The organism is Nonomuraea sp. CX421 (genome assembly GCF_059358955.1).
Map to the genome: position 1 here is coordinate 16,078 of NZ_JCADBK010000007.1, position 24,644 is coordinate 40,721.

Here is a 24,644-nt window from a genome sequence, read left to right on the forward strand (position 1 = left end):
TGCACCCACCCCGCACGGCCGATACTCTTACAACGCACACCGACGCGGGGTGGAGCAGTTCGGTAGCTCGCTGGGCTCATAACCCAGAGGTCGCAGGTTCAAATCCTGCCCCCGCTACCATGTGATGTTGCAAGACATCGAAACCCTCGAACCTTCGGGTTCGGGGGTTTTCTGTCGTTCCAGTGGGTCGCCGGTTTCCCAGATGAGTCACCGGGTCCGAGGCGGGTGACCGGTTCCCAGGTGGGTCGCCGGTTCCAGGCTGGTGACCGGGTCCAAGGTCGCGAGTCAGGTCACGCGGGCGGCCCGGCCCTTGCCAGTTTCTAGGTGCCCGAGGTGTCGGTCTTGCTTGAAGCTTGCCGGTTGACCTGCGCGGCCACACGGTTGGCTCGCCGGCAGATGAGCAGGAGACCGCCGATGAGGATCGTGAGCTGGGCGCCGATGATCGCGAATTCCAGCGCTTCGGGCAGCGTGAACGCAGTGTCACTGATCACGGAGGCGCCGATCACGACCGCCAGCGCCCCGGCCAGTCGCCGCAACGGGCGCCTCATCCACCTGTGGGCGGCGTTCCAGGCCTCCGGCGAGGCGAGTGTTTCGCGGGTGCGAAAGCCGGAGAGGCGGTTTCGGGTGTCTACCGTGCCGGATTCGTCATGAAAGGCGATCAGCAGCAGGGCGAGCGACGGGAGCATCGTCAGCGACGTCACCAACACCGGCCCCATGCCCCACATCGTACCGAATGCGCCGTTCCGGGCGATCAACAACGGCACCGTCCCGCTGTTCACAGCCAAGAAGGCGGCCGTCCTCACGAAAGCCCTGGTCACGGTGGCATGACCAGGGCTTCCAGTGTGGGGTGCGGTCAGCGCACGATGTCCGCCGGGCCGGTGAGGATCGTGACCCCGGCCCCGGCGAAGTTGGCCAGGTCGGCCAGGGCCGCCTTGCCCACGTCGCTGCCCACGGCCGCGTTGAACGACTCCTCGTCGTCGAAGGTCAGCACCGCGGCGAGGTGGTAGGCGGGCCGCTCGCCCGAGGTGGCGGCGGGACGGGTGGCCGTGTAGGAGCGCAGCCCGGGGAACTGGGCCGCGAGCGGAGCGTGCGTCTCGTCGTAGTGCTTGTCGAAAGCCTCGGCGCTCTCGGGATGGTTGTAGAGCGCTATGAGCTGGAATGCCACTGCCTGCCTCCAAGGTCGATGACTGTCGGCTGCTTCGATGAAACATCTCTCTGGCGCGCGGTGGAAGGCTCTGCTCGTGTGTCGTCAGTGGCAGCGCAGGTCCCAGCCCGCGTCGTCGGTGGCGAGAAACTCGAGGATCATGGACTTCGCCTGACCTGCCGGGACATCGCCGGCAGAGCCCTCGCTGGCAGGGGCCTCGACGTGGACGCGCGTCATGCTTCCGTAGTGGGCCTCGATCTCGGCGCTGCTCAGCGAGGTGTAGACGGAGATCCGGACGAGGTAGTCACAGTGGTTGCCGTTGCCCTCAAGCAGACCGACGGCGCCTTGCACACGACTGACCATGGTGTCGGGAAGCGGTGGCCGGTCGAGGATCCGCTCCATCATGCCGTTCAGCCGGGCGTCGTTGACCCACATCGGGACCATGACGACAAGGGCAGGAGCGACAAGGCAGGCGAGGACGACCAGTGTCCGGCGCACGCGACGGAGGCCCCGCCGTCTCTTAGGGGCTCTGAGCAAGACAGGTCGGGGGTCGGTCTCGGTCATGGACGCATTCTCATGGGTGGGCGCGGAGGTCGGAAACGTCGATGGGCACGGGGATTCCGTCTCGAAACCCCAACTTTTGCGGCGCCATCTTGTCGCGCGCCAGCCCCCCCGGCATAGTGGGACAAATCACAACGCGCTAGTCGCAGCGTGCACAACTGGCAGTTCTTGCCTCACTCAGGCCGTTCGACCATGCGCAGCCACACGCGCGGAATTGGACAGTACGCATGAGATCCGTCCCGCCGATCCGCTCCAAAATCCTCAAGATCCTTTTGGTGCCGCTCGTCTCGCTGGTCGCCTTGTGGGGGTTCATCGCCTATTCGATGGTCAGCGAGACCTCCGGATTCGCGCAGAGCCGGAGCGAATGGGATGTCGTCGGTGTCCCCACTCGGGCGCTGATCGCCGAGATCCAGCGCGAACGCCAGGCCACCGCCGTCAGCGCCGGCCGTACCGCGGACGACCCGGAACTCGCGGCGCAGCGGCAGCGCACGGACAGCGCGGCGTCCCGGATCCGGGACGTGGCCACGGCCGTCAGCGAGGAGCACCCGGTCGGCACCAAGCCCGAGACCGTGCAGGCGCTCCTCGACGCGCTGGAGGGGCTGCCCGCGGTGCGCTCCGCCACCGACGAGGGGCAGATGACCCCGCTCACCGCGACGGAGAAGTTAAGCGCGCTGATCAGCGTCGCCAACCGCCAGTTCGGCGGAGCGGAGCGGATCACCGAGATCTCCTCCTACCGGGTGCTGCGCGGGCTGACCGCCTACAGCTCCGCCACCGAGTACCTGGCCAGGGAGAACGCCATCCTGACCCCGGCGCTGGCCCGTGGCGAGATGACCCGGGCCGAGCACGCGGCGTTCGTCACGGCGATGACCAGCCGCCGGCTCCAGTTGGCCAACGCCGAGCGTGACATCGGCCCCGATCTGCGGGAATGGCACGCGCAGCTCGTCGCGACCCCCGCCTACCAGCGGTTCCTGACGGCCGAGGACGCCGTCTACAGCTGGCAGACGACCGGCAAGCTGCCGGTGTCCGCGAGCGCCTGGAAGCGCGACGCCGAGGCCACGGTCGCCGGGCTGAAGAGCAACTCCGACCGGGACCTGGCCCGCGCGACGGCGAAGGGCGAGGATCTCGTCGCGGCCGGCCTGCTGCGCATCTCGCTGGTCCTCGGGCTCGGCCTGCTCGCCGTGGTGCTGTCGATCGTGCTGTCCTACCGGTTCGGCCGTTCCCTGATCGGTGAGTTGAAGAAGCTGCAGGGCTCGGCCGTCGAGCTGGCCGAAGTACGGCTGCCGCAGCTGGTCGAACGACTGCGCAAGGGCGAGGACGTCGACCCGGGCGAGACCCCCGAGCTGGAGCGCGCCCGGACCGCCGAGGTCGATCGGGTCGCGCAGGCGTTCTCCTCCGTGCAGCGCACCGCGGTCGAGGCGGCCGTCGGCCAGGCCGTCCTGCGCAAGGGCGTCGGCCAGGTCTTCCTGAACCTGGCCCGGCGCAACCAGGCGCTGCTGCATCGCCAGCTCAACCTGCTCGACTCGATGGAGCGCAAGGTCGACGACCCGGAGACGCTGGAAGGGCTGTTCAAGCTCGACCACTTCACCACCCGCATGCGCCGGCACGCGGAGAATCTGATCATCCTGTCGGACGCGGCCCCCGGCCGGCGCTGGCGCGACCCGGTGCCCGTCTACGACGTGGTGCGCAGCGCGGTGCTGGAGGTCGAGGACTACACCAGGGTCAGCATGCAGGCGATGCCCCACGCGCCGCTGCTGGTCGGCGGCGCGGTGACCGACGTCATCCACCTGATCGCCGAACTGGTGGAGAACGCCGCGGTCTTCTCGCCGCCGAACACGATGGTGCAGGTGCGCGGCCTCACCGCGGCCAACGGCTTCGCCATCGAGATCGAAGATCGCGGCCTCGGCCTGAACCCGGCCGCGCTGGAGGAGCTCAACGCCCTGCTGGCCACCCCGCCGGAGTTCGACCTGGCGGGCAGCGACCGGATGGGGCTCTTCGTGGTGTCCCGGCTCGCCGCCCGTCACGGGATCAAGGTCGTGCTCCGCCCGTCGCCCTACGACGGCACCACGGCGATCGTGATGCTGCCGTCGAGCCTGATCACCGAATGCGGCGGCCCCGGCGCGGAGCTCGAGGTCTCGCTGTTCGACGCCAGCCGGTCCTTCCCGGCCCACCCTGCCCGATCTGGTCCCCCGGCCGCCGGGACGCTCCGCACCGCGTCCGCCGTACGGACGCTGAACGCGGCTCCGCCGCCGGCCTCGCCACCACCGCCCTCGCCGTCGCCCGTCGGGGCGGCCACCGCGTCGCCGCCGGACACCGACGACGACCTCGACGGCCTGCCGGTACGCGTACGACAGGCCAGCCTCGCACCGCAACTACGAAAGCCGCAGCCACGGGACGAACCCGATGTCACCACCCGTTCCCCGGAGGAACTCCTCCGCGTCATGTCCTCCATGCAGCAGGGCTGGCGTCAGGGACGCGAGGAGGCCGAGTGGCCCCACGACCTGCGGAATGGAAAGGACCCTCATGGCCGACCCGAGAACTGAGCTGAGCTGGCTGCTCGACGACCTGACCCAGCGCGTCGCGGGCGTACGGCACGCGATCCTGCTGTCCGCCGACGGCCTGACGATGGGCGGCTCGCAGGGGATGACAAGGGAGGACAACGAGCACCTGTCGGCCATCGCGGCCGGCAGCCACAGCCTGGCCATGGGCGCGGGGCGCCACTTCGGCCTCGGCGGAGTCCGCCAGACGATCGTCGAGCTGGAGGGTGGCTTCCTGTTCGTCACGGCGGCGGGACAGGGGGCGCGGCTGGCCGTGCTGGCCGCGGGTGACGCCGAGCTGGGGCTGATCACGTACGAGATGGCACTGCTCGTCAAGCGGGTGGGTGAGCACCTGTCCACGCAGCCGAGGGGAGCGGCCCCGGCGCCGGTATGGAACGGCACGAAACCGTGACGGACGAGGATCCCGGGCCACTGGTCAGGCTGTTCGGGCTCACGGGGGGCCGAGCGCGGCCGCCCGGCGAGACGTTCGACCTGGTGGCCATCGTGAGAACGAGCAGGCTGCCGTTCGAACCGGCCGGCCTGAACCCCGAGCACCAGACGATCCTGTCCATCTGCCGCAGGCCGACCCCGGTGGCCGACGTGGCCGCGCAGCTCGGCCTGCCGCTCAACATCACCCGTGTGCTGCTCGGCGACCTTCGGAGCGATGGCCTGGTGACCATCGACCCGCCCCAGACCGCCGACCAGACGATCGACGAACGCACCTACAGGGAAGTACTGCATGGAATTCGCAGGCTCTGACCGCCTCCGGCCCGCGGGGAGGTCACTCGCCGCCGCGACCGCCCTGAAGATCCTGGTGGCGGGCGGTTTCGGTGCTGGCAAGACCACCCTGGTGGGCACGATCAGCGAGATCCGGCCGCTGCACACCGAGGAACTGCTGAGCGATCGCGGCATGGGCGTGGACGACATCTCGGGCGTCGAGACCAAGGTCACCACGACGGTGGCGCTCGACTTCGGCCGCATCACCATCCGTGAGGACCTCTGGCTCTACCTGTTCGGCACCCCCGGCCAGGACCGGTTCTGGTTCATGTGGGACGAGCTGTCGCTCGGCGCGCTGGGCGCCGTCGTCATCGCCGACACCCGCCGCCTGCAGGACTGCTTCCCGGCCGTCGACTACTTCGAGCAGCGCAGCCTGCCGTTCGTGGTGGCGGTCAACTGCTTCGACGGCGCCCGCCGCCACGATCCGGCGAAGGTACGGCGAGCGCTCGGCCTGGACGAGCTCACCCCGGTCGTCATGTGCGACGCGCGCAACCGGGCCTCGGTCAAGGACGTGCTCACCACGCTCGTCACGCACGCCGTGGGAGCGGCGTACCAGAGCGTGCCATGACCATGGGCGGCCGGCGGGAGCCGGCCGCCCGGTCACACCGGTCCGTCAGGGCCGGTTCTTCCTGCTCAGAGCCGGACGCGGTGGTCGCGCCCGGCTCGATCAGAAGGGATCCGTGGGAGATCCTGCGCCGGCGGCAGGATCTCCCACGTCAGACTCCGCGGCTCAGGGCCTGGCTGAGGCGCTCGTTCGCCCGCCGCACTCCGCGTTCCGCCCGTCGCACGCGTCGGATGCGCGAGATCAGGCGTTGCTCCTCCGCTTCGCGGTGGAGCGTTTGTATTCGGTCGCTGACCAGTTCTTGGTAGAGATACGGCAGTTCGAGGCCTCGGGTGAAGTTCGTGCTCATCTGTCTGTCTGCTCTCTCGTTCGTTGGTACGTGTTCAGGCGGCGACCGGGTGCTTCCGCGGGCGGCCCCTGGGCCGCTTGCGGGGTACGACGGCGCCCCGGAGGATCAGCTCGCCACCCCAGACGCCCCAGGGCTCCTCGCGCTCAAGCGCGCGGTCCAGGCAGGCCTTCTGGATCGGGCAACCGCCGCAGAGCGCCTTGGCGAACTCGACGTCCTCCGGCGACTCGGCGAACCACAGGTCAGGGTCGGTACGACAGGGGATCTTGGCTTCGTCGATCAGGTCCATGATCGTCTTCGCCCCCATCTTGTTCTCCTTCTGATCGATCTTTGATCTTGGTCGGGCACCTCGTGGGTGGTGGGGGGATCACGGAAAACAAAGAGGCCGCGGATCCTGTGTGCGGATCCGCGGCCTGGAGGCTGCTCTTGTGCCGGTCAGGTTATGACCGGAGCATCCCTCCAGGGTTGCGGACCACGCATTCCACCCTTGGTGAACTGCTGGGTCGGCTGGCTGGCGCCTGCGGAGACGGGCACGCCATCAGCGCTGGCGCCCAGGTGGGCGAGCGCATAGGCGGCGGCCTGGCTACGGGCAGACTCGTGCTGCCGCAGTCTGGCCGGCCCATCGACGAGCCTCACCGAGTTACGGCATGCGAACGTGAGCCACGGCGTGGCCGACATCTGAATGCTGATCACTGGGACTCACCTCCGCTCTGGGACAGTCGGACAGGACCGTCCGACTTGCATGACCATGACCCTAAACCGGGAAGCCGGGAACCGGCAACACATTTTCTACCTGCGATTTTGTGACCTTGTTGTACGGATCAAGGCCTCCTGGACGACCGAGACGACAAGCTCACCCGACGCGGTGAACATCTCACCCCGTGCGAGCCCACGGCCCGCGCCCGCCCACGGCGACTCCTGTGCGTAGAGCAGCCAGTCATCGGCCCTGAACGGCCGGTGGAACCACATGGCGTGGTCGAGCGAGGACCCCTGCACGTCGGAGGCGCCGAACGCCATGCCATGAGCCAGCATGATCGTGTCGACCAGCGTGAAGTCGGACGCGTAGGCGGCCAGCACCACGTGCAGCAGCGGGTCGTCGGGCAGCTCGGCATGGTAGCGGAACCACACGTTGGTCTGAGCGCTCTTCAGGGCGGGATTCTGGTAGGCCTCCCAGGTCAGCGGAGAGGCGTAGCGGGCGTCGACCGGCCGCGGCCGCGACAGCCAGTCGCGGTATTCGGGCGCGTCGCCGACCAGCCCGATCATCTGGTCCTGGAACATCGGCAGCGTCTCGGCCTCGGGCACCACCGGCATCACGGACGCCTGATGCTCCACCCCCTCCTCGAAGATGTGGAACGAGGCGGACATCATGAAGATCGCCTTGCCGTGCTGGATGGCCATGATGCGGCGGGTGTTGAACGACCGCCCGTCACGCAGTCGCTCGACGTTGTAGACGATCGGGATGGACGGGTCGCCGGGCCTGATGAAGTAGGCGTGCAGCGAGTGCACGGTCCGGTCATCCGGCACCGTACGGCCGGCCGCGACCAGCGCCTGCGCGGCCACCTGTCCCCCGAACACCCGCTGGATGCGCTCCTCCGGGCTGCGACCGCGGAAGATGTCGAGCTCGATCTGCTCCAGGTCGAGCAGATCGATGAGCTCTTTCAGCGCCTCGTTCACGAATCCCCCTCGTGAGTGCCGTCTACCGGCAAGTCTGACTTGTTGCTCATGACACACCAAACCCGCCCACCGTATGATGGCGGGCCTTCATTTCGGCGCAGTTACGACGCCCGTCAGCCGCCGGCCGAGCGGCAGAGCCCCAGGACGGCCTCGCCGTAGCGGTCGACCTTGACCCGGCCGATGCCCGCGATCGACAGCAGCTCCTGCTCGCTGACCGGCACCAGCTCGGCGATCGCCTGCAACGTCACATCCGTGAAGACGACGTACGGCGGGACCTTGGCCTCCTTGGCTGTCGCGGAGCGCCACGCCTTCAGGCTCTCGAGCAGCGCCTCGTCGTAGTCGGCCGGGCAGGTGACGCACCGCCCCAGCTTCTGCTCCGCGGCCGCCGACAGGGTCTTGGCGCACACCCGGCAGCTCACCGGCGCCGCGACCTGGCGACGTTCGCGGGCGGCCGAGGCGGCTCGGGACGGGGCGGAGGCGCGACCGGTGAGGCCGTCGAGAAACCTGGACGGCCGACGGCCCTTGCGCCCCCCGGGCGAGCGGGCCAGCGCCCACGACAGCGACAGGTGCTCGCGGGCCCGGGTGATGCCGACGTAGAGGAGGCGGCGCTCCTCCTCGATCTGCTCGGGCGTCTCGGCGTAGATGATCGGGATCATGCCGTCGGTGAGACCGACCAGGAAGACGGCGTCCCACTCCAGGCCCTTGGCGGCGTGCAGCGAGGCCAGCGTGACGCCCTCGACCGGCGGCGCGTGCTGCTCGGACGCGCGGCGCTCCAACTCGGTGACGAACTCCGGCAGCTCGGCCCCCTCGGCCGCCATGTCCTCGGCGAGGTCGGCCAGCGCCTTCAGCGACTCCCACTTCTCGCGCGCCTTGCCACCGCCGGGCGGCTGCGGGGTGAGGCCGACTCCGGCCAGGATGTGGTGGACCTCCGAGGCCAGCGGCTCGCCCGACGCGGACCTGGCGGCGCCGCGCAGCAGGACGACCGCCTGGCGCACCTCGGGCCGCTCGAAGAAGCGTTCGGCGCCCCGCAGCACGTAGGGGATCTCGGCCTTGGCCAGGGCCGACTCGTACGCCTCGGACTGCGAGTTGGTGCGGAACAGGATGGCGATCTCGCGCGAGGCGACGCCCCGGTCGAGCAGCTTGCGGATGGCGCGGGCGACCCCGGCGGCCTCGGCCGGCTCGTCGTCGTAGTCGTGGAAGACGGGCCTCGGCCCGTCGGGCCGCTGGGCGACGAGCCGCAGCCGGTGGGAGGACCTGCCCTTCGCGATGACCAGGTTGGCGAGGTCGACCACCTGGGGGGTGGAGCGGTAGTCGCGGACCAGCTGGATCACAGCCGCGTCGGGGTGCTCGACGGCGAAGCCGGTGAGGTAGCGCGGGGTGGCGCCGGTGAAGGAGTAAATGGTCTGGTTGGGGTCGCCGACCACGCACAGGTCGTCGCGGCCGCCGAGCCAGGTGTCGAGCAGGAGCTTCTGCAGCGGGTTGACGTCTTGGTACTCGTCGACCACGAAGTAGCGGTATTGCCGGCGGATCTGCGTCGCCACCTCCTGGTGCTCGGTCATCACCGCGGCGGTCAGCTCCAGGATCGTCTCGAAGTCGACCAGGTGCCGCTCACGCCTGATCTGCTCGTACGCCTCATAGAGGACGACCACCTGATCGGCGGGCACCGGAGGCGTGCGGTGATGCTTGCCCGCGGCCGCGACGTAGTCCTCCGGACCTATCTGGGTGACCTTGGCCCACTCCACCTCGGCCGCGATGTCCCGCAGCTCGGACCGATCCGGATTTTTCCGGATCCGGCGGCAGGCCTCCACCAGCACCGGCAACTTGGACTCGATCACCGAGGGCGCCTCGCCGCCGATCACCCGCGGCCAGAAGTAGGTGAGCTGCCGCAACGCGGCCGCGTGGAACGTGCGCGCCTGCACCCCCGGAGCGCCCAGAGCGCGCAACCGCTGCCTGAGCTCCCCCGCCGCCCGCGTGGTGAACGTCACGGCGAGCACGCTCGGCGCGTCGACGACGCCACTGCGCACCGCGTGGGCGATGCGGTGGGTGATGGCCCTGGTCTTGCCGGTGCCGGCGCCCGCGAGAACGCACACCGGCCCGCGCACGGCCTCGGCCACCTCGCGCTGCTCCGGGTCGAGCCCGGCCAGCACGTCGTTCACGTCGCTCACCTGTCAATCCTCCCAGCCGGTGGCGGTGCGGTGCTCCATTCTGGCAACATGCCGCCCGGTGCCCCTTCCGGTCGCCAAGATGCGAGAACCGGTCACTTCCTTCACAATGGGGCCCGACCATGTCCATCGGGAAAGGCAAAGCTGTGCGATTTGCGGTTTTCGCCGGCGCGCTGGCGCTCGCAACCATCGCGCTCACACCGGTGACCGCACACGCGACCACAGGGCCCACACCGGGGCCGGAGGTCACGACCCCCACCGACCCATACGGACTGGGCGGCCTGTCGTTCGAGACCGTCTCCTACGCCTCGCAGCGCCGCCAGGACATGGACGTCTGGTGGACCTCCGACGGCACCCAGCGCCCCGGCGTCTTCCTCATCCACGGCGGCTGGTGGTCCAGCGGCGACAAGAAGGGCATGAGCCAGATCGCCCGCGGCTACGCCGAGCTGGGCTACACCGTCTTCAACATCAACTACCGGCTCACCAGCCAGGCCGCCTGGCCCGCGCAACGCACCGACGCCCTCGCCGCGATCGCGACGGCCCGTAAGCACGCCGAGCGCTGGTCGTTCGATCCCAAGAACTACGTGGTGGTGGGATTCTCCGCGGGCGGGCACATCGCGGGCGCCGTCGGCACCTACGGCAACGGCCTCAGCGGGCTCAAGGGCGTCGTCGGCCTGTCGCCGATCGTCTCTCCCCTGCGCGCCTACTCCGACGGCGCCGCCAGCACCGATCCCTACAAGCGCAAGCTCCGCACGTCCGCGATCAAGCTGGCCGGCGGCTGCGCCCCCAAGGGCAAGTGCTCGCGGATCTGGGCCAGCATGGAGATCGCCTGGCACGCCAGCCGTAAGGACGCGCCGATGCTGACCATCCACTCGCAGGACGAGTTCGTCCCGGCCACGCACAGCCAGGTGCTCAAGGAGATGCTCGGCCAGGTCGGCGTGCCGGTGACGATCATCACGACACCCGGCGTGGCGCACAGCTCGGCCCTCTACCGCGAGGAGGGCGTGACCGAGCGCGTGCAGCGGTGGATAGCCGACCGCATCGGCTAGGAATTACCGGGCAGCTCCCCGTTGTTGCACCGAGCGCCTGTTTCCGTTGTCCTTTGGAGGGATCCACCGACATGGCGCTCACGGTCTACAGCACCACCTGGTGCGGCCCATGTAAGCGGCTGAAGTCGCAGCTGACCCGTGAGGGGATCAGCTTCGACGAGATCGACATCGAACGCGACCCGGACGCGGCTCAGTTCGTGATGAGCGTCAACAACGGCAACCAGGTGGTGCCGACCGTGGTGATCGAGACCCCTCGGGGCCGCGTGGTGCGTACCAATCCCTCCGCCCGTGAGGTCAAGGCTCTGCTCGAAGCGGCCTGACGACCAACGAAAGCCTCCGGCTTCCCGCCGGAGGCTCTGTCGGTTGGTTTACTATGCCCACGAGGACCTGGGTGCTTGAGTCACTCAGGTCCTCATCTCAGTGGACGTGACTGTCGAACTTCTGCTCCAGACGCGCGATGTCGCCCTTGAGCTCGATCCGCAGATCGCTGATGTCGGTCTTGAGCTCGGTGCGGACAGCGCTGATCTCGGTCTTGAGCTCGGTGCGGACAGCGCTGATCTCGGTCTTGAGCTCGGTGCGGACATTGCCGATGTCTCGCTTGAGCTCATTGCGGACGTCGATGATGTCGCCCTTGAGCTCGACCACGGCGTTGGTGATGGCGCCCGTCACGGCGTCGATGACCCGCCTCTCCGAGGCCTTGATCTTGTCGTCCATCAGCACTTCGATGGCCGCGTGCTGGATCGCCAGCTTCTGACGCTCGAGATCCAGGATCTCGACGATGTGAGACTCGTTCATGGGCATGAGTTTACCGCTTTCGCTACCGAAGGTGTCTTCGAATTTACGGTAAGTGACATCAGATCACCAGTCTCCGGCCAGGGGGCCGCCGTACCAGGTCTCGATCAGCCGGCGGGCGATCGAGACCGCGGGCGGCAACCGGATCTCCCCCGAGCGCAGCGCGTCGGACAGCTCCTCCCGGGAGAACCAGCGGGCCTCGGCGATCTCATGGGCGTCGGGGGTGAGCGTCGTCGTCAGGGCGTCGGCGAAGAAGCCGAGCATGAGACTGCGCGGGAAGGGCCAGGGCTGGCTGCCGAGGTAGCGCGGGTTGACGACGGTGATGCCGACCTCCTCGGCGACCTCCCTCACCACGGCGTGCTCCAGCGACTCACCCGGCTCGACGAACCCGGCCAGGATCGACAGGCGCCCCTCCGGCCACTGGGGGCCTCGGGCCAGCAGGCAGCGGTCGCGCTCGTCGCGGATCAGCATGATCACCGCGGGGTCGACGCGCGGGAAGTGCTGGCTGGAGTCGCGTGGGCAGACCCGGATGTGGCCGCCCGCCATCACGTTCGTAGGGCCGCCGCAGCGCGGACAGAACTCGTGGGTGGAGTGCCAGGCATCCAGCGCCACCGCGTAGACCAGGAGCCCCGCGTCACGGTCGCCCAGCAGCCCGCCCGCCTGGCGCAGACCCGCGGGGACCGTCGCACCGTCGGGCGTGTCACGCAGGCTCAGCGGCACCGTCACGCGGCCATTGACGTCGGCGGCCGGCCCGCCCGGCAGCGGCGCGGCCACCGCGAAGTAGACGACGTCACCGTCGATGCCCAGGAGGTAGCGCTCGCCCGGCGGCGCCTCCTCGGTGGTGAACAGCACCGCCCGCACCTCGTCGCCGACCCGTCTGACCAGCGTTTGACCGTCGTGGACGACCAGGACCCTGGTCGTCGGCTGGGCCCAGACCCGCTCCAGCCAGGCGCCGTCGGCCCGCAGCGCGGCCGATCTGTCGATGGTGCCGCGCGCGAGGAGCAGTGGTCCGATGAGCTGCTCTGCCGCCCTGGTGTCCACGGGCCCGCCTTCCCAAATCACATGCCATCCTATGACCTCAGAGTTAGCCACCGGTTACGGTATCCGGGCGGCGGGGTGATCTCTCGCGAGTTAGGATCATCCGGTTAGGTTAGCCTTACCTGATCACCCGGGGGTGTCACGCGTTGCGGCTCTACATGACCGCGATCAAGCCGACCGATTCGGTGACCGACGGATTCCTGCCCGCCGCGCGGGCCCTGGGCTGCCAGGTGACCATGCTGACCGACCGGCCCGACCGGCATCCCGAAAGCGTGGCCTGCGACGTTCGCGACCCCCGGGCGCTCATCGACGTGATCGCCGGTCTCGGCCGGCCCGACGCGATCTTCACCAACTCCGACCATCTGCAGGCCGAGACCGCGCTGGCCGCCGACTACTTCGGGCTGCCCGGCAAGGACTGGCGGGCCTGCCTGGCCGCCAAGAACAAGTTCCTGACCCGTCGCCGGCTCGCCGAGGCGGGCGTCGAACAGGTCCGCTCGGTGCGACTGGCGCCCGGCGACCCGGTGCCCGGCGGCCTCCCCTACCCGCTGGTCGTCAAGCCGCGCGAGGGGGTGGCCAGCGAGGACGTGATGCTGGTCGAGAGCGACCTGGCCGCCGCGGTGGCCGAGGTCAGGAGGCGGCGCCCCGGCGAGGCGCTGGTCGTGGAGGAGTACCTGGAGGGGCCGCTGCGCACCCTCGAAACCCTCGGCGACGGCACCGAGCTGCGGGTGCTGGGCGGGTTCGAGACCACGCTGGGGCCGCCGCCCCACTTCGTCGAGGAGCGGCTCGACTGGGCGCCTGGAGGGCCCCACGAGCATGTGCTGGCCGCGCTGCGGGCGCTCGGCGTCGGCTTCGGCGCCTGCCACACCGAATACGTCCTCACGCCCGGCGGGCCGCGCATCGTCGAGGTCAACTATCGCGCGATCGGCGACCACTGCGACTTCCTGCTGGCCGACGTGCTCGGCGTGCCGCTGTTCGAGTGGATCCTGCGGGTGCACCTCGGCGAGCCGGTGCCCGCCGTGCCGGAGATCTCCCGGTACGGCAGCGCGGTCAGCCTGGTCGCCGACCGGTCCGGAACGATCACGTCGGCGCCCGGCGCGGAGTCGGTGGAGTCAGGCGACGTCCGGCTGTGGCACCGGCCGCTCCGGTCCGTGGGCGACGTCGTCCGGCAGACCCACACCAACCGCGACTATCTGGGCGTGATCCGGGCTGTGGGGCCCGACCGGGCGCGGGTCGAGGCGGCCGTGGGCGCCTACCGGGCGGCCCGGCCCTGGGTGGTCGGGTGAACGAGCGCGAGTCCCGTCTCGCGGCACGCGTGCTCGACGCGCTGCTGCGGGAGGACTATGGCGGGCTGTCGTCGCGCGTGAGCCGGAGCCGGGAGGGCGTCCGGATGACGCTGACCGGCGGACGGACGGTGCGGCTGGCGCCGGGCCTGCTGTTCCAGGACTTCGTGGTGGCGCCGGAGGAGCGGCTGAGGCTGGGCGAGGTGCTCGACACCCTGGCCGAGGTGGCCGATCCGGCGGACTCTGAAGGGGTGGCCGCGTTCTCCGAGGAGTGCGCGCAGGCGCTGGCCGCCTCGCGACTGCACGACGAGCGGCTCGCCTCGGTGCTGGCGACGCGGCCGTCCTACGAGTCGCTGGCCGCCTTCGTGGACCATCCCGTCTACCCGACGTCCCGGGCCCGGCTCGGGCTGTCGGCGGCGGAGCTGGTCGCGTACGCGCCGGAGTTCGCACCCTCGTTCGAGCTGAGGTGGGCCGTGGTGCCGCGGGCGGCGCTGGCGCCGGGTTCGGCCACCGAACTTCCGCCCGACGTGGCGCCGGGTTCGGCCACCGAGCCTCCGCCCGGCGTGGCGCCGGGCCTCGCCGCCGACGGGGTGCTGTTCCCGGTGCATCCCCTGGCCGTGGACGAGGTGCGGAAGATCGGCGGGGTGCGGGTGCTGGACGAGGCCCGGCTCACCGTACGGCCGACGCTGTCGATGCGGACCGTGGAGGTCGGCCCCCGTACCCATCTCAAGCTGCCTCTGCCCACCAGCACCCTCGGCGCGCGCAACCGCCGCTCCATCAAGGCCGGCACGCTCGAGGACGGCGCGAGGGCGGAGCTCCTGCTGCGCCGGCTGGCCGATCGCGACGTGCTGGTGGCCGACGAGCAGACCTACGCGCACGCCGGCCACGAGTACCTCGCCTGGATGGTGCGCCGGCTGCCCGAGGGGAAGATCGTGCCGGTCGCGGCGCTCAACGTCCCCGGCGTGCGGGCCGAGCTGGGCGACGTGCTCCCCGCCTACCTGCGTCTCCTGCTGCGCTGGCACGTACGACTGTTCGTGCGTTACGGCGTGGCCCTGGAGGCGCACCAGCAGAACCTGGCGCTGGTCCTCCACGAAGGCCGCATGCGCCTGCTGGTCAAGGACAACGACGGGCTGCTCGCCTCCCCCGCCCGGCTGGCCGCGGCGGGGGTCGAGCCGCCGGACTTCACCGACCGGCGGATGCTGACCGACGACCCCCACGCGCTGGCCGACGTGTTCGTGACCATCACCCTGCACCTGGCGGCCGCGGCGGTCGTCTTCGGCGCACTGCCCCACCGGCGGGCCTCCGCCCTGCTGCGCGACACCCTCGCCGAAGCGCTCGACGAGCACCGTGGCGACCCCATGGCCAGATTGCTCCGGGCCAGGACCATCGACGCGGCCAGGCTCACCGGCAAGTCCATGATCACCGCCGGGACCCTCGTGGCCAAGGAACGGTCCGGGGCGCGTGACGTCAACAAGTTCTACGGCACCAGCGGGCCCAACTACCTGAGGAGAGCTTGAATGCACGGTCTGGTCCTCGACGCGCCCGCCACGCTGGCCGAGGAGGCGACGCTGGCGGCCCTGCTCCGCTGCTGCGTGCGGGAGGTGGCCGGCCCTCGCGGGCTGGTCTGGCCCGCTCCGCCGTACCTTCTGCTGAGAGTGGCGGAGCGGCTGCTGCGCGTCCGCACGCACGGCGGCGCGGCGCTGCGATTCGACGGGCCGGCCGAGCGCCTCGACAACGGCGCCTGGCGGCCGCTGACCTCCGACGAGCTGGTACGCCTCGCCGAGGCCGAGCTGTCGGGCGGGGTGCCCGCCGCCCGCAACGGGGAGTTCGCCCGGCAGGTGGCGGCCAGCAGGGCGGCGGTGGCCGCGATCCTCGCGGCGCGGGCCGGGGCCGAGCCGCCCGCCGACCCGTGGCTGGAGTCGGAGCAGGCGCTCGTCTACGGGCACCCGTTCCACCCCACCCCGAAGGCGCGCGGGGGTGACGAGCACGACTGGCTGCGTTACGCGCCCGAGGCGCACGCGGAGTTCCCGGTGCGGCTGCTCGGGGTGCGCGAGGACGTGCTCGCGCAGGAGGGGGACCCTTCGGCGCTCGACGCGTTGGGCGAGGCGCCGTCCGGCTACCGGCTGCTCCCGGCGCACCCGTGGCAGCTCGACCTGTTGCGCCCGGCGCTCGGCGCGGAGCTGGTCGATCTGGGTCCGGGGCCGGACGTGGTGCCCACCTCGTCGGTCCGCACGGTCTACGCCGCGCGGGCGGAGGCGTGCCTGAAGTTCAGCCTGGACGTCCGCATCACCAACTGCGTACGGAAGAACGCCTGGTACGAACTGGCCGGGGCGGTGGAGCTGACCTCGCGGTTGGGCCCGGTGTTCGACGAGGTGTCGGCCAGGCTGCCGGGCACGCGATGGCTGCCCGAGCCCGGCTACCGCTCGGCCGCGCTCGGCACCCGGCTGCTCGAAGGACTGGGCGTGATCGTCCGGGCCAGCCCGTGGTCCGTGTGCTCGGCGGGCGTCGTGCCCGTCGTGGCCGGGGCGCTGGCCCTCCGCGCGTCGGCCCGAGACCCGCTCGCCTGGTGGACGGCGTACGTGTCGGTGGTGGCGCTGCCGGTGCTGGAGCTGTACTTCGCGCACGGCGTGATCCTGGAGCCCCACCTGCAGAACGTCCTCGTGGGCCTCGACGACGGCACGGGCCTGCCCGTCGAGGCGGTGTTCCGCGACCTGGAGGGCACCAAGCTGGTCTCGGGCCACCACGACCTCGGCGGCGTGCCGTCGCGGGTGGCGCAGGCGCTGACCTACGACGCCGAGCGCGGCTGGGACCGGGTGGTCTACTGCCTGCTGGTCAACCACCTCACCGAGATCGCCGCCACGCTCGCCGCGCCGCACGGCGACGAGATGCTGCGCGAGCTGTGGCGGGCGGCCCGCGAGATCCTCGCCCGGCACGCCGCCGACCTCGGCTGGCCACTGCCCCTGTCCAATCTGCTGGCCGGCGACCCGCTGCCCGCCAAGGCCAACCTGAGTGTCCGCTGGGCCAGGGCGGCCGACCGGTCCGCCGGGTACGTCCCGATCGCCAACCCGCTCGCATGATCACCCCGAGAGTACGGACCGCCGCCCGCCGAACGTCCGGTATGCCGGCCTATATCTATGACCTGTCCGCGCTGGACGAGCACGCCGCCTCGGTACGGTGGGCACTGCCGGACATCGAGCTCTACTACGCCGTCAAGGCCAATCCGGACCCCGAGCTGCTGCGCGTGCTGGCCCGGCACGTCGACGGCTTCGAGGTCTCCTCGGGCGGCGAGCACGCGCACGTCGCCGCGCTCTTCCCGGGCATGCCGCTGGCCCTCGGCGGGCCCGGCAAGACCGACGCCGAGCTGCGGCTGCCCTGCCACCGGCTGCATGTCGAGTCGCCGGGCGAGCTGCGCCGTCTCCGCGCCACCGGCCGGGAGGCCGACGTGCTGCTGCGGATCAACCCCGACCTGCCCGTGGAGGGGGCGGCGCTCACCATGGACGGGCCGTTCGGGATGGACGAGGCCGGCGTCGAGGAGTGCCTGCCGCTCTTCACCGACCAGGTACGGCTGCGCGGCCTGCACGCCCACCTGGCCAGCGGCCTCGACGCCGACCGGTTGCTGGGCCTGGCCGAGCGGCTGCTGGACACCGACCACGCCGAGGTCAACCTGGGCGGCGGCATGGCGGTGGACTACGCGGCGCCGGACGAGAGGTTCGACTGGGCCGGCTACGGCGCGGGCCTGGCCAAGCTGCGCCGGGCGGGGCAGCGGGTGCGGGTGGAGCCGGGCCGGGCGCTGACCGCCTACTGCGGCCACTATGTGACCACGGTCGTGGACGTGAAGCGGGTGCGCGGCCAGGCGTACGCCGTTCTGCTGGGCGGCACCCATCATCTGCGCACACCGGTCACCAAGGGGCATGACCAGCCGTTCACCGTCCTGCCCACGGGCGGCGGGCCGGGCGTGACGGACGAGCCGGTCACGCTGGTCGGCCAGCTGTGCACTCCCAAGGACGTCTTCGCCCGAAATATCGTGACTTCAGTGCGAGTAGGGGACACGGTGGTCTTCGCGATGGCCGGGGCCTACGCCTGGAACATCTCCCACCACGACTTCCTGATGCACCCGCACCCGGCGTTCCACTACGTCTGAGGGCCGACCGGCACCGCCTCGATGAGCGCCACCAGGCCGTCGGCGTCGAGCAGGTCCACCGGGCGGACGGTCCGGTTGGCGCGCACGTAGTGGAAGGCCGCGCCCACCCGGTCGAGCGGCACCCCGGCCAGGTGCGACCAGGCCAGCCGGTAGGCCGCCAGCTGCACCGAGGCGGCCTCGGCCGCCCTGCCCTTCGGCGGCTCGCCGGTCTTCCAGTCGACCACCTCGTAGCGCCCGTCCGGCAGCTCGAAGACGGCGTCCATCCTGCCCCGCACCAGCCGATCGGCGATCATGGTCTCGAACGGCACCTCCAGGTCGAGCGGCCGGCGTTCGGCCCATTCGCTCTGCTCGAAGAGGCGCTGCAGGTCGGCCAGGCGCACGTCGGCCTCCTCGACCTCCTCGACCAGGTCCAGATCGCGGAGCTCGAAGTCGTCGAGCAGCCGCTGCTGGTCCCAGCGCGACTCCAGCCATCTGTGGAACGAGGTGCCCCGGCGGGCCAGCGGCGCCGGCTTGACCGGCACCGGACGGCGGATCCTGCGGGCCAGCTCACGGGCGTCGGCCGCCAGTGTGACCAGCGACGACACGGTCAGCCTGGACGGCAGCTCGACGGTCGTCGAGCCACGCCGCCGGTGCAGCTCCCGCTCGCGGAGCAGCAGGTCGGTGTCGCGTTCCCAGGCCCGTACGCGTTCCTCCTCGAACGAGCGCAGCGGCTCGTCCTCGGCCGGGACCAGGTCGCCCGCGAGGGCGTCCTCCACCAGGCGGGCGCCGTCGAGCACCGACTCGTACCGCAGCCCCTCCGGCGTGACCGGCCAGACCGCGGCGGCGGGCTCGGCGAGCAGCGGGTTGGTCGCGCCCTCGGCCAGGGCGGGCGCCCAGAAGGCCACCCGGTCGGCGGTGTCGGCGATCTCCAGCAGGAAGTCGGACGGCTCCAGCGGCTTGGACGCGGTGCCCCAGCGGTAGCCGGAGGCGATGAGGTGGTAGTGGGCCCTGGTCACGGCGACGTACGCGAGGCGCCGCTCCTCCATGAGGTCGCGCTCGCGGCAGCTCTCGTCGAACGCGGCCAGCTCCTCCTTGGTCAGTCCGGTCAGCCGGGGCAGGTCGCCCACGTCGCCGCGCAGCGGATAGGGCAGCTTGCGGGGGTTCTCGGTCCAGCGGCTGTTGGTGACCGGCGTGGCCGGGAAGACGCTGCCGGTCGCGATCGTGCCCTTCGAGCTGACCAGCTGCGACAGGCCCGGCACGACCACCACCGGCCACTCCAGGCCCTTCGACGCGTGGACGGTCATCAGCTTGACGCTGTTGCTCTCACCGACCCGGCCCGCCTCCAGCCCGAACTCCTCGCTCTCCGCCGCCTGCAGGTAGGCCAGGAACGCGCCGAGCGTCGGATCCTCGGAGTCGCCCGCGAACCTGGAGGCCGCGTCGAGGAACGCGTCGAGGTCGGCCCGGGCGGCGAAGGCGCTGACCGTTCCGCCTCGCGCCGCCACCTCGATGTCGAGGCCCAGCCTCCGCTCCACCTCGGTGATCAGGTCGGGCAGCGGCTGCCCGGTGTGCGCCCTGAGCTGACGCAGCTCGTACGCGAGCGTGACGAGCCGGGTCCTGGCCAGCGGCGAGAACGCCTCCAGCCACGCCTCCCGGTCGGGCAGCTCGTCGAGCGCGTCGACCAGGCTGCCGCGTTCCTCGGCCAGGTCGGCCACCACCTGGTCGAGCGGATCCCGCTCCCGGTGGCCCCCGCGCGACTCGCGGGTCAGCTCCCGGGCGTACTCGCCGAGCACCCGGAGGTCGGCGGGCCCGATGCGCCAGCGCGGCCCGGCCAGCAGCCTGGCCAGCGCGTCACCCGCCGTCGGGTCGTAGAGCACCCGCAGCGTGGCCACGATGTCATTGACCTCGGGAACGGTCAGCAGGCCGCCCAGGCCCACCACCTCGACCGGGATGTCACGCTCTTCGAGGGCCCTGCGCAGCGTGGGGAACTGCGAGCGCTTGCGCGCCAGGATCGCCACGTCCTGCGGCTGCACGGCCAGGGTCTTCTTGCGCTCGCCGTCGCCCCAGGGCAGGCCGTCGGGCGCGACCTCCTGGCCGAGGAGCGCCGCGACGCCGTCGGCGACCCATCGCGCCTCGTCCTCGGCCGTCTCGTGGAACGCGCAGGTGACGCGGCCGCGGTCGACCCGGTTGGGGCCGGGCACGAGCACCGGCACCTCGCGGGCCTCCATGCGCAGCGGCAGCTGGACCCGGGCGGCCACGTCGAGGACCCGGTCGCCGTTGCGGAAGCTGACGCCGAGCTGACGCACCGGAGCCGGATCGCCGGCGCCGGTGCGGAAGTCGGTCGGGAACCGGCGCAGGTTGCCCGCCGACGCGCCACGCCAGCCGTAGATCGACTGGCAGGGGTCGCCCACCGCCGTGACGGGGTGACCGTTGCCGTACAGGCTCCGGAGCAGCACCAGCTGGGCGTGGCTGGTGTCCTGGTACTCGTCGAGCAGCACCACCGCGAACCTGGAGCGCTCGATCTCGCCGACCTCCCTGTGGTTGGCGGCGATCCGGGCGGCCAGCGACATCTGGTCGCCGTAGTCGATGACCTCCCTGGCGCGCTTGAGCCGTTCGTACGCCTCCACCAGCGGCAGCAACTGCTCCCTCGCGGCCTGCACACTGCCCGGCCGGCGCTGCGCGAGCGTGGTGCGGCCCGGGAGCCCGGCCTGTCGTTCCGCCAGCCACTGCCCCATCCGCCGCACGTCGGCGGCGGTGCGCAGATGCTCGGACAGCTCGCCGGCGAGCTCCAGCACGGCCGCGGTGACCGACGGCGGGCCGAGCTCGATCCGGTCCATCGGGCCGTCGTACCCGGCCACCACCCGCGACGCCAGCTGCCACGAGACGGCCGGCGTGACCAGCCGCATGGTCGGCTCCAGCGCCTCACGCAGCGCGTGGTCGGTCACCAGCCGGGCCGCGTAGGCGTGGTAGGTGGAGACGGTCGGCTCCTCGTCGAGCAGCCCCGGCTCCATCAGGCCGGCCTCGGCCAGACCCGCGAGCCGCTCCCTGACCCTGGTGGCCAGCTCGGCCGCGGCCTTGCGGGTGAACGTCAGGCCGAGCACGTTCTCCGGCTTGACCAGGCCGTTGGCGACCAGCCAGACCACCCGGCCGGCCATGGTCTCGCTCTTGCCGGAGCCGGCGCCCGCCATGACGACCATCGGTTCGAGCGGGGCCTCGATGACCTCGCCCTGCTCACGGGTCGGCGGCAGGACACCGAGCTTCGCGGCCAGCTCGGCGGAACTCAGCACACCTGACCCCCGTTGTCGTTGACCGGGCAGCTCGCCCTGGCCGCGCAGGTGCGGCAGCCGTCGTTGACCTTGGCCTGGAAGAACGGCCCCGACATGCCGATCGCGACGGTGTCGACCAGGTCCCTGGCCCAGCCGGGGTCGGCGTCGTCGGCCAGCGCGCCCTGCCGCTGTTCGACGGCCTCCTTCTTGCCCGCCGCCTTGCCCAGCTGAACCAGCGCGGCGCCCCCCGGCTCGGTCATGCCGTGCCTGGCGAACGCGCCGAGCAGCGCGGCCAGCTGGTAGACGCCGAGCTGGGGATGGCGGTCGAGCTCGCCCGCCTTGGGCTTGGCGCCGCCGGTCTTGAGGTCGATGATCACCGCTCGGTTCGCCGAGTCGCGCTCCACGCGGTCGACCCGGCCCTTGATCTGGACACCGTCGCTCACGGTCGCGATGAAGGCCTCCTCCAGCGCGACCAGCTCGCGAGGATTCTCCTTGTGCCAGCGCAGGAACTTGCCGATCATCTGCTCGGCCACCTGGCGCTGCTTGCGGTTGAACCACACGCCGCCGAAGTCGAGCTCGTTCCAGATCTCGTCGAGGCGCTCGCCCAGTAGGTCCTCGTTCGGCAGGTCGGTCGCGGCCAGTACGGCGAGCGCGTGGATGACCGTGCCGAGCCCCTGGGCGGAGCTGGTGCCGGCCGCCCCGACGGCCGTCTCCAGCAGCCAGCGCAGGCCGCACTTGCTGAAGCTCTCGACCGCCGACGGGGAGATCCTGACGATGTCGTCCGGCCAGCTCAGCGGGCGGTCGTCGGTCATGGTCGTGAGGGCGTACCAGTCGCCGGGGTGCGCGCCCTGGACCCCGGCGGCGGCCAGCCGGGCGAGCTGCTGGGCCGCCTTCTGCCGTACTGTCGCCGGCCTCGTGGGGTCGGTGACCGCGCTCCGCAGGTCGGCGACGAGGGCCGACATGTTCAGCCACCGTGCCCGGTCGTCCACCGTGGCCGTGTCGACGGCCCCCGGCATCAGCTCGCTCAGGAACCGGGACGGCCGCTCGTCGGTGTCCTCGCCACCGACCGCCGTGACGACCAGCCTCTTCCTGGCCCGCGTCGCGGCCACGTAGAACAGCCGGCGCTCCTCGGCCATCAGCTTGGACGCCAGCGACGCCGCGTTCGGCCGCGCCCCCTCCACCACCTCGGCCAGATCCTCTACTCCCAGCATCGAACCCCGCAGCCGCAGGTCGGGCCAGACGCCCTCCTGCACCCCCGCGACCACGACCACGTCCCATTCGAGCCCTTTGGAGCGGTGCGCGGTCAGCACCCGCACCGCGTCGCCGTCGGGCGCCCGCTCGGCCAGCGTGTCACCCGGGATCTCCTGCGAGGCCAGATCATCCAGGAACACCTCGGGCCCCGCCTTCGGCAGCCGGTCCACGAACCTCGCCGCGTGATCGAACAACGCCACCACCGCGTCGAGGTCGCGGTCGGCCTGCGCCCCTCTGGCGCCTCCCGCCAGGCTCTGCTCCGTCCACCGCTCGGCCAGGCCGCTGCCCTGCCAGACGGCCCACAACACGTCCTCGGCGCTGCCCTGCCGGCGCACGGCCTCCTGGGCCGTGGTCAGCAGCCTGGCCACCCGCTCGGCGGGCAGCGCGACGTGCGGCTCCACCCGGGTCAGCTCCCGCACGTCTCGTACGGCCGCCACCAGCAGCTCCCCGGACGAACGGGGTCTCGACGAGCGCGGCCCGGCGCCGTCCTCATCAGGGTCCTCGGCGACCTGCCCGTCACCCGGCACGACGTCCTCCGGAGCGGCGGGCGCGGCGGACGGGACGGCGTCGTGCTCCGCGTCCGATGGGCTTGCCTCGGACGTGGCGGTGGGCGGCGCGCCGCCGGTCGCCTCGTTCTCGGCGATCTTCAGGGCCCGGCGGAGCCGCCGGACGCCGATCATGTCCGTGCCGCCGAGAGGGCCGGTGAGCAGCTCCTCGGCCACGCCCTCGTCGAGGATCTCGGGATCGAGCGCCACCCGGAGCATCGTCAGCAGGGGCCGGACGCCGGGCTCCTGCGCGATCGGCACCTCGTCGCCCGCGACCATCGTGGGCACGCCGGCACTGACCAGGGCCCGCCGCAGCAGAGGCACCTGCCGGGTGGCGGATCGCACGAGCACCGCCATCCGATGCCACGGCACCCCGTCGATCAGGTGAGCCCGGCGCAGCGTGTCGGCGACGACGGCCGCCTCCTGGCTGGTGCTGTCGGCCAGCAGCACCCGCACCTCACCGGCCTCGGCGTCGTCCACCGGCACCAGCTCCCGATGCCCGTACGTCCTTCGCCCCCCGGCCAGTGAGGGGGCGGGGGCCGCGGGGAGGCGGGTGGCTATGCGGCGCGACGCCTCCAGAAGGTCAGGCCCGCTGCGCCGGCAGACGCGCAGGGCCAGAACCGGGGCGTCCCGCCCGTCGAGGGTGCGGAACCGTTCCGGAAATTTCAGGATCCCGCGCACGTCGGCCCCCCGGAACCCGTAAATCGACTGGTCCGGGTCACCAACCGCGACCAGGTCACGCCCGTCACCGGCCAACTGCCGCAGCAGAAGCTCCTGCGCCGGATCCGTGTCTTGGTACTCGTCCACGAAGACCACGTCGTGCGCCGCGCGTTCCCTGCGACGCACGTCGGGGTCGGTCAGCAGTGCCGCGGCGGCCCTGATCAGCTCGGCGTAGTCGAGAGCCGGCTCCGGGTCGAGGTCGAACCGGGCCTGATAGCGCAGCGCGAACCGGCCGGCGGCCGCCCAGTCGGCCCTGCCGTACCGCCTGCCCAGCTCCTCCACGCGCTCACCGTCGAGCCCGCGCTCGTACGCCCGCGACAGGAAGTCACGCAGCTCCTCGGCGAACCCGCGCGTCTTCAGCGGCTCGCGCAGCGCGACCGGCCAGTCGGTCGCCCCGTCCTCCAGCTCGCCGTGCAGCAGCCGGCGGATCTCCAGCAACTGCTCGGGGCCGCTGAGCAGGCGCGGCGGCGGCTCCCCGGCGAGCACCGCCTCCCGCCGGAGCAGGGAGTAGGCGTAGCTGTGGAAGGTCAGTGCCAGAGGGGTCCTGGTCGTGCGGCGCAGGCGCCCGGTGACGCGCTCGCGCAGCTCACCGGCGGCCTTGCGACTGAAGGTGAGGATCAGCACCCGCTCGGGATCGACCCCGCGCCGCTCGATGCGCTCGACCACGGACTCGACCACGGTCGTGGTCTTGCCGGTGCCAGGGCCCGCGAGGACGAGCAACGGGCCGCTCCCGTGCCGGACCACGGCACGCTGGTGCTCATCGAGCACAGGGGCCTCAACGGGGCCCCCGCCCCCACGCCGCACCAATCGCCAGGTCTGACCACTC

Annotated in this window: 22 protein-coding genes and 1 tRNA gene; 11 read left to right on the forward strand and 12 right to left on the reverse strand. The window is 71.4% G+C overall.

Going from position 1 to position 24,644, the window contains the following annotated elements; translation table 11 throughout:
* The first annotated feature begins 43 nt into the window (after positions 1-43).
* A tRNA-Met gene (locus tag AC5L3X_RS14980) sits at positions 44-120 on the forward strand.
* A 200-nt stretch (positions 121-320) separates the two neighbouring features.
* Here AC5L3X_RS14980 and AC5L3X_RS14985 read toward each other — a convergent pair.
* From AC5L3X_RS14985 to AC5L3X_RS14995, 3 genes are all read right to left on the reverse strand, one after another.
* Positions 321-779 (reverse strand): SdpI family protein, encoded by a 459-nt coding sequence (locus tag AC5L3X_RS14985; protein ID WP_494857802.1) that lies wholly within the window; start codon positions 777-779, stop codon positions 321-323.
* A 74-nt stretch (positions 780-853) separates the two neighbouring features.
* Positions 854-1,165 (reverse strand): EthD family reductase, encoded by a 312-nt coding sequence (locus AC5L3X_RS14990; RefSeq protein ID WP_189128734.1) that lies wholly within the window; start codon positions 1,163-1,165, stop codon positions 854-856.
* Between the two features lie 84 nt (positions 1,166-1,249).
* Positions 1,250-1,588, reverse strand: a complete 339-nt coding sequence (locus tag AC5L3X_RS14995; protein ID WP_494857495.1) for a hypothetical protein — start codon at positions 1,586-1,588, stop codon at positions 1,250-1,252.
* 344 nt (positions 1,589-1,932) lie between these two features.
* Here AC5L3X_RS14995 and AC5L3X_RS15000 point away from each other — a divergent pair, with 344 nt between their 5' ends.
* The 4 genes from AC5L3X_RS15000 to AC5L3X_RS15015 are packed head-to-tail and all read left to right on the forward strand — an operon-like array spanning position 1,933 to position 5,584.
* Positions 1,933-4,245, forward strand: coding sequence for a sensor histidine kinase (locus AC5L3X_RS15000; RefSeq protein WP_494857496.1), 2,313 nt, complete (start codon positions 1,933-1,935; stop codon positions 4,243-4,245).
* Positions 4,226-4,651: a roadblock/LC7 domain-containing protein gene (locus tag AC5L3X_RS15005; RefSeq protein ID WP_189128737.1), complete on the forward strand. Its 426-nt coding sequence runs from the start codon at positions 4,226-4,228 to the stop codon at positions 4,649-4,651. The genes AC5L3X_RS15000 and AC5L3X_RS15005 overlap by 20 nt, the downstream gene beginning before the upstream one ends.
* Entirely contained in the window at positions 4,648-4,998 is a 351-nt protein-coding gene (locus tag AC5L3X_RS15010) for a DUF742 domain-containing protein (RefSeq protein WP_189128738.1), read from the forward strand. Before AC5L3X_RS15005 ends, AC5L3X_RS15010 begins: the two co-directional genes overlap by 4 nt.
* Positions 4,979-5,584: a GTP-binding protein gene (locus tag AC5L3X_RS15015; RefSeq protein WP_189128739.1), complete on the forward strand. Its 606-nt coding sequence runs from the start codon at positions 4,979-4,981 to the stop codon at positions 5,582-5,584. Before AC5L3X_RS15010 ends, AC5L3X_RS15015 begins: the two co-directional genes overlap by 20 nt.
* A gap of 148 nt (positions 5,585-5,732) precedes the next feature.
* Here the strand turns inward: AC5L3X_RS15015 and AC5L3X_RS15020 are convergent, their stop codons facing one another.
* From AC5L3X_RS15020 to AC5L3X_RS15040, 5 genes are all read right to left on the reverse strand, one after another.
* A complete protein-coding gene (locus AC5L3X_RS15020) occupies positions 5,733-5,927 on the reverse strand; it encodes a hypothetical protein (protein WP_189128772.1) in 195 nt (64 codons plus the stop codon).
* A gap of 34 nt (positions 5,928-5,961) precedes the next feature.
* A complete protein-coding gene (locus tag AC5L3X_RS15025) occupies positions 5,962-6,231 on the reverse strand; it encodes a WhiB family transcriptional regulator (RefSeq protein ID WP_189128740.1) in 270 nt (89 codons plus the stop codon).
* A gap of 128 nt (positions 6,232-6,359) precedes the next feature.
* A complete protein-coding gene (locus AC5L3X_RS15030) occupies positions 6,360-6,617 on the reverse strand; it encodes a hypothetical protein (protein ID WP_189128741.1) in 258 nt (85 codons plus the stop codon).
* A gap of 96 nt (positions 6,618-6,713) precedes the next feature.
* On the reverse strand, positions 6,714-7,598 hold the full coding sequence (locus AC5L3X_RS15035; protein ID WP_189128742.1) for an acyl-CoA thioesterase: 885 nt from the start codon (positions 7,596-7,598) through the stop codon (positions 6,714-6,716).
* 113 nt (positions 7,599-7,711) lie between these two features.
* Positions 7,712-9,754 (reverse strand): ATP-dependent DNA helicase UvrD2, encoded by a 2,043-nt coding sequence (locus tag AC5L3X_RS15040; protein WP_494857803.1) that lies wholly within the window; start codon positions 9,752-9,754, stop codon positions 7,712-7,714.
* Between the two features lie 152 nt (positions 9,755-9,906).
* On the opposite strand from AC5L3X_RS15040, the gene AC5L3X_RS15045 reads away from it, so the two are divergent.
* Together AC5L3X_RS15045 and AC5L3X_RS15050 are read left to right on the forward strand one after the other, a co-directional pair.
* Complete coding sequence (locus AC5L3X_RS15045; RefSeq protein WP_225264301.1) at positions 9,907-10,809, forward strand: alpha/beta hydrolase; 903 nt, start codon at positions 9,907-9,909, stop codon at positions 10,807-10,809.
* A gap of 71 nt (positions 10,810-10,880) precedes the next feature.
* Positions 10,881-11,129 carry a glutaredoxin family protein gene (locus AC5L3X_RS15050; protein WP_189128745.1) on the forward strand — a complete coding sequence of 83 codons (249 nt, stop codon included), beginning with the start codon at positions 10,881-10,883 and terminating at the stop codon, positions 11,127-11,129.
* A 97-nt stretch (positions 11,130-11,226) separates the two neighbouring features.
* Here the strand turns inward: AC5L3X_RS15050 and AC5L3X_RS15055 are convergent, their stop codons facing one another.
* Together AC5L3X_RS15055 and nudC are read right to left on the reverse strand one after the other, a co-directional pair.
* Positions 11,227-11,604 carry a hypothetical protein gene (locus AC5L3X_RS15055; protein WP_494857497.1) on the reverse strand — a complete coding sequence of 126 codons (378 nt, stop codon included), beginning with the start codon at positions 11,602-11,604 and terminating at the stop codon, positions 11,227-11,229.
* A gap of 63 nt (positions 11,605-11,667) precedes the next feature.
* Positions 11,668-12,642: an NAD(+) diphosphatase gene (nudC, locus tag AC5L3X_RS15060; protein WP_494857498.1), complete on the reverse strand. Its 975-nt coding sequence runs from the start codon at positions 12,640-12,642 to the stop codon at positions 11,668-11,670.
* Between the two features lie 143 nt (positions 12,643-12,785).
* On the opposite strand from nudC, the gene AC5L3X_RS15065 reads away from it, so the two are divergent.
* From AC5L3X_RS15065 to AC5L3X_RS15080, 4 genes are read left to right on the forward strand one after another with little or no spacing between them, the layout of a single operon-like run.
* A complete protein-coding gene (locus tag AC5L3X_RS15065; protein ID WP_494857499.1) occupies positions 12,786-13,922 on the forward strand; it encodes a siderophore biosynthesis protein in 1,137 nt (378 codons plus the stop codon).
* Complete coding sequence (locus AC5L3X_RS15070; RefSeq protein WP_494857500.1) at positions 13,919-15,436, forward strand: IucA/IucC family protein; 1,518 nt, start codon at positions 13,919-13,921, stop codon at positions 15,434-15,436. The genes AC5L3X_RS15065 and AC5L3X_RS15070 overlap by 4 nt, the downstream gene beginning before the upstream one ends.
* A complete protein-coding gene (locus AC5L3X_RS15075) occupies positions 15,437-16,996 on the forward strand; it encodes an IucA/IucC family protein (protein WP_494857501.1) in 1,560 nt (519 codons plus the stop codon).
* Positions 16,993-18,060, forward strand: coding sequence for a type III PLP-dependent enzyme domain-containing protein (locus AC5L3X_RS15080; protein ID WP_494857502.1), 1,068 nt, complete (start codon positions 16,993-16,995; stop codon positions 18,058-18,060). Before AC5L3X_RS15075 ends, AC5L3X_RS15080 begins: the two co-directional genes overlap by 4 nt.
* On the opposite strand, the gene AC5L3X_RS15085 is transcribed toward AC5L3X_RS15080, so the two are convergent.
* Both AC5L3X_RS15085 and AC5L3X_RS15090 read right to left on the reverse strand, forming a co-directional pair.
* Positions 18,051-21,323, reverse strand: a complete 3,273-nt coding sequence (locus tag AC5L3X_RS15085; protein ID WP_494857503.1) for an ATP-dependent helicase — start codon at positions 21,321-21,323, stop codon at positions 18,051-18,053. The genes AC5L3X_RS15080 and AC5L3X_RS15085 overlap by 10 nt on opposite strands.
* Entirely contained in the window at positions 21,317-24,586 is a 3,270-nt protein-coding gene (locus AC5L3X_RS15090; RefSeq protein WP_494857504.1) for an ATP-dependent helicase, read from the reverse strand. The genes AC5L3X_RS15085 and AC5L3X_RS15090 overlap by 7 nt, the downstream gene beginning before the upstream one ends.
* Between the last annotated feature and the right edge of the window lie 58 nt (positions 24,587-24,644).

Bases quoted from the DNA above. Each gene is read 5' to 3' on its own strand.
- AC5L3X_RS14995 (WP_494857495.1), bottom strand. From the start codon at position 1,588: ATGGTCCCGATGTGGGTCAACGACGCCCGGCTGAACGGCATGATGGAG.
- AC5L3X_RS15000 (WP_494857496.1), top strand. From the start codon at position 1,933: ATGAGATCCGTCCCGCCGATCCGCTCCAAAATCCTCAAGATCCTTTTG.
- AC5L3X_RS15005 (WP_189128737.1), top strand. From the start codon at position 4,226: ATGGCCGACCCGAGAACTGAGCTGAGCTGGCTGCTCGACGACCTGACC.
- AC5L3X_RS15015 (WP_189128739.1), top strand. From the start codon at position 4,979: ATGGAATTCGCAGGCTCTGACCGCCTCCGGCCCGCGGGGAGGTCACTC.
- AC5L3X_RS15020 (WP_189128772.1), bottom strand. From the start codon at position 5,927: ATGAGCACGAACTTCACCCGAGGCCTCGAACTGCCGTATCTCTACCAA.
- AC5L3X_RS15025 (WP_189128740.1), bottom strand. From the start codon at position 6,231: ATGGGGGCGAAGACGATCATGGACCTGATCGACGAAGCCAAGATCCCC.
- AC5L3X_RS15050 (WP_189128745.1), top strand. From the start codon at position 10,881: ATGGCGCTCACGGTCTACAGCACCACCTGGTGCGGCCCATGTAAGCGG.
- AC5L3X_RS15055 (WP_494857497.1), bottom strand. From the start codon at position 11,604: ATGAACGAGTCTCACATCGTCGAGATCCTGGATCTCGAGCGTCAGAAG.
- AC5L3X_RS15075 (WP_494857501.1), top strand. From the start codon at position 15,437: ATGCACGGTCTGGTCCTCGACGCGCCCGCCACGCTGGCCGAGGAGGCG.
- AC5L3X_RS15080 (WP_494857502.1), top strand. From the start codon at position 16,993: ATGATCACCCCGAGAGTACGGACCGCCGCCCGCCGAACGTCCGGTATG.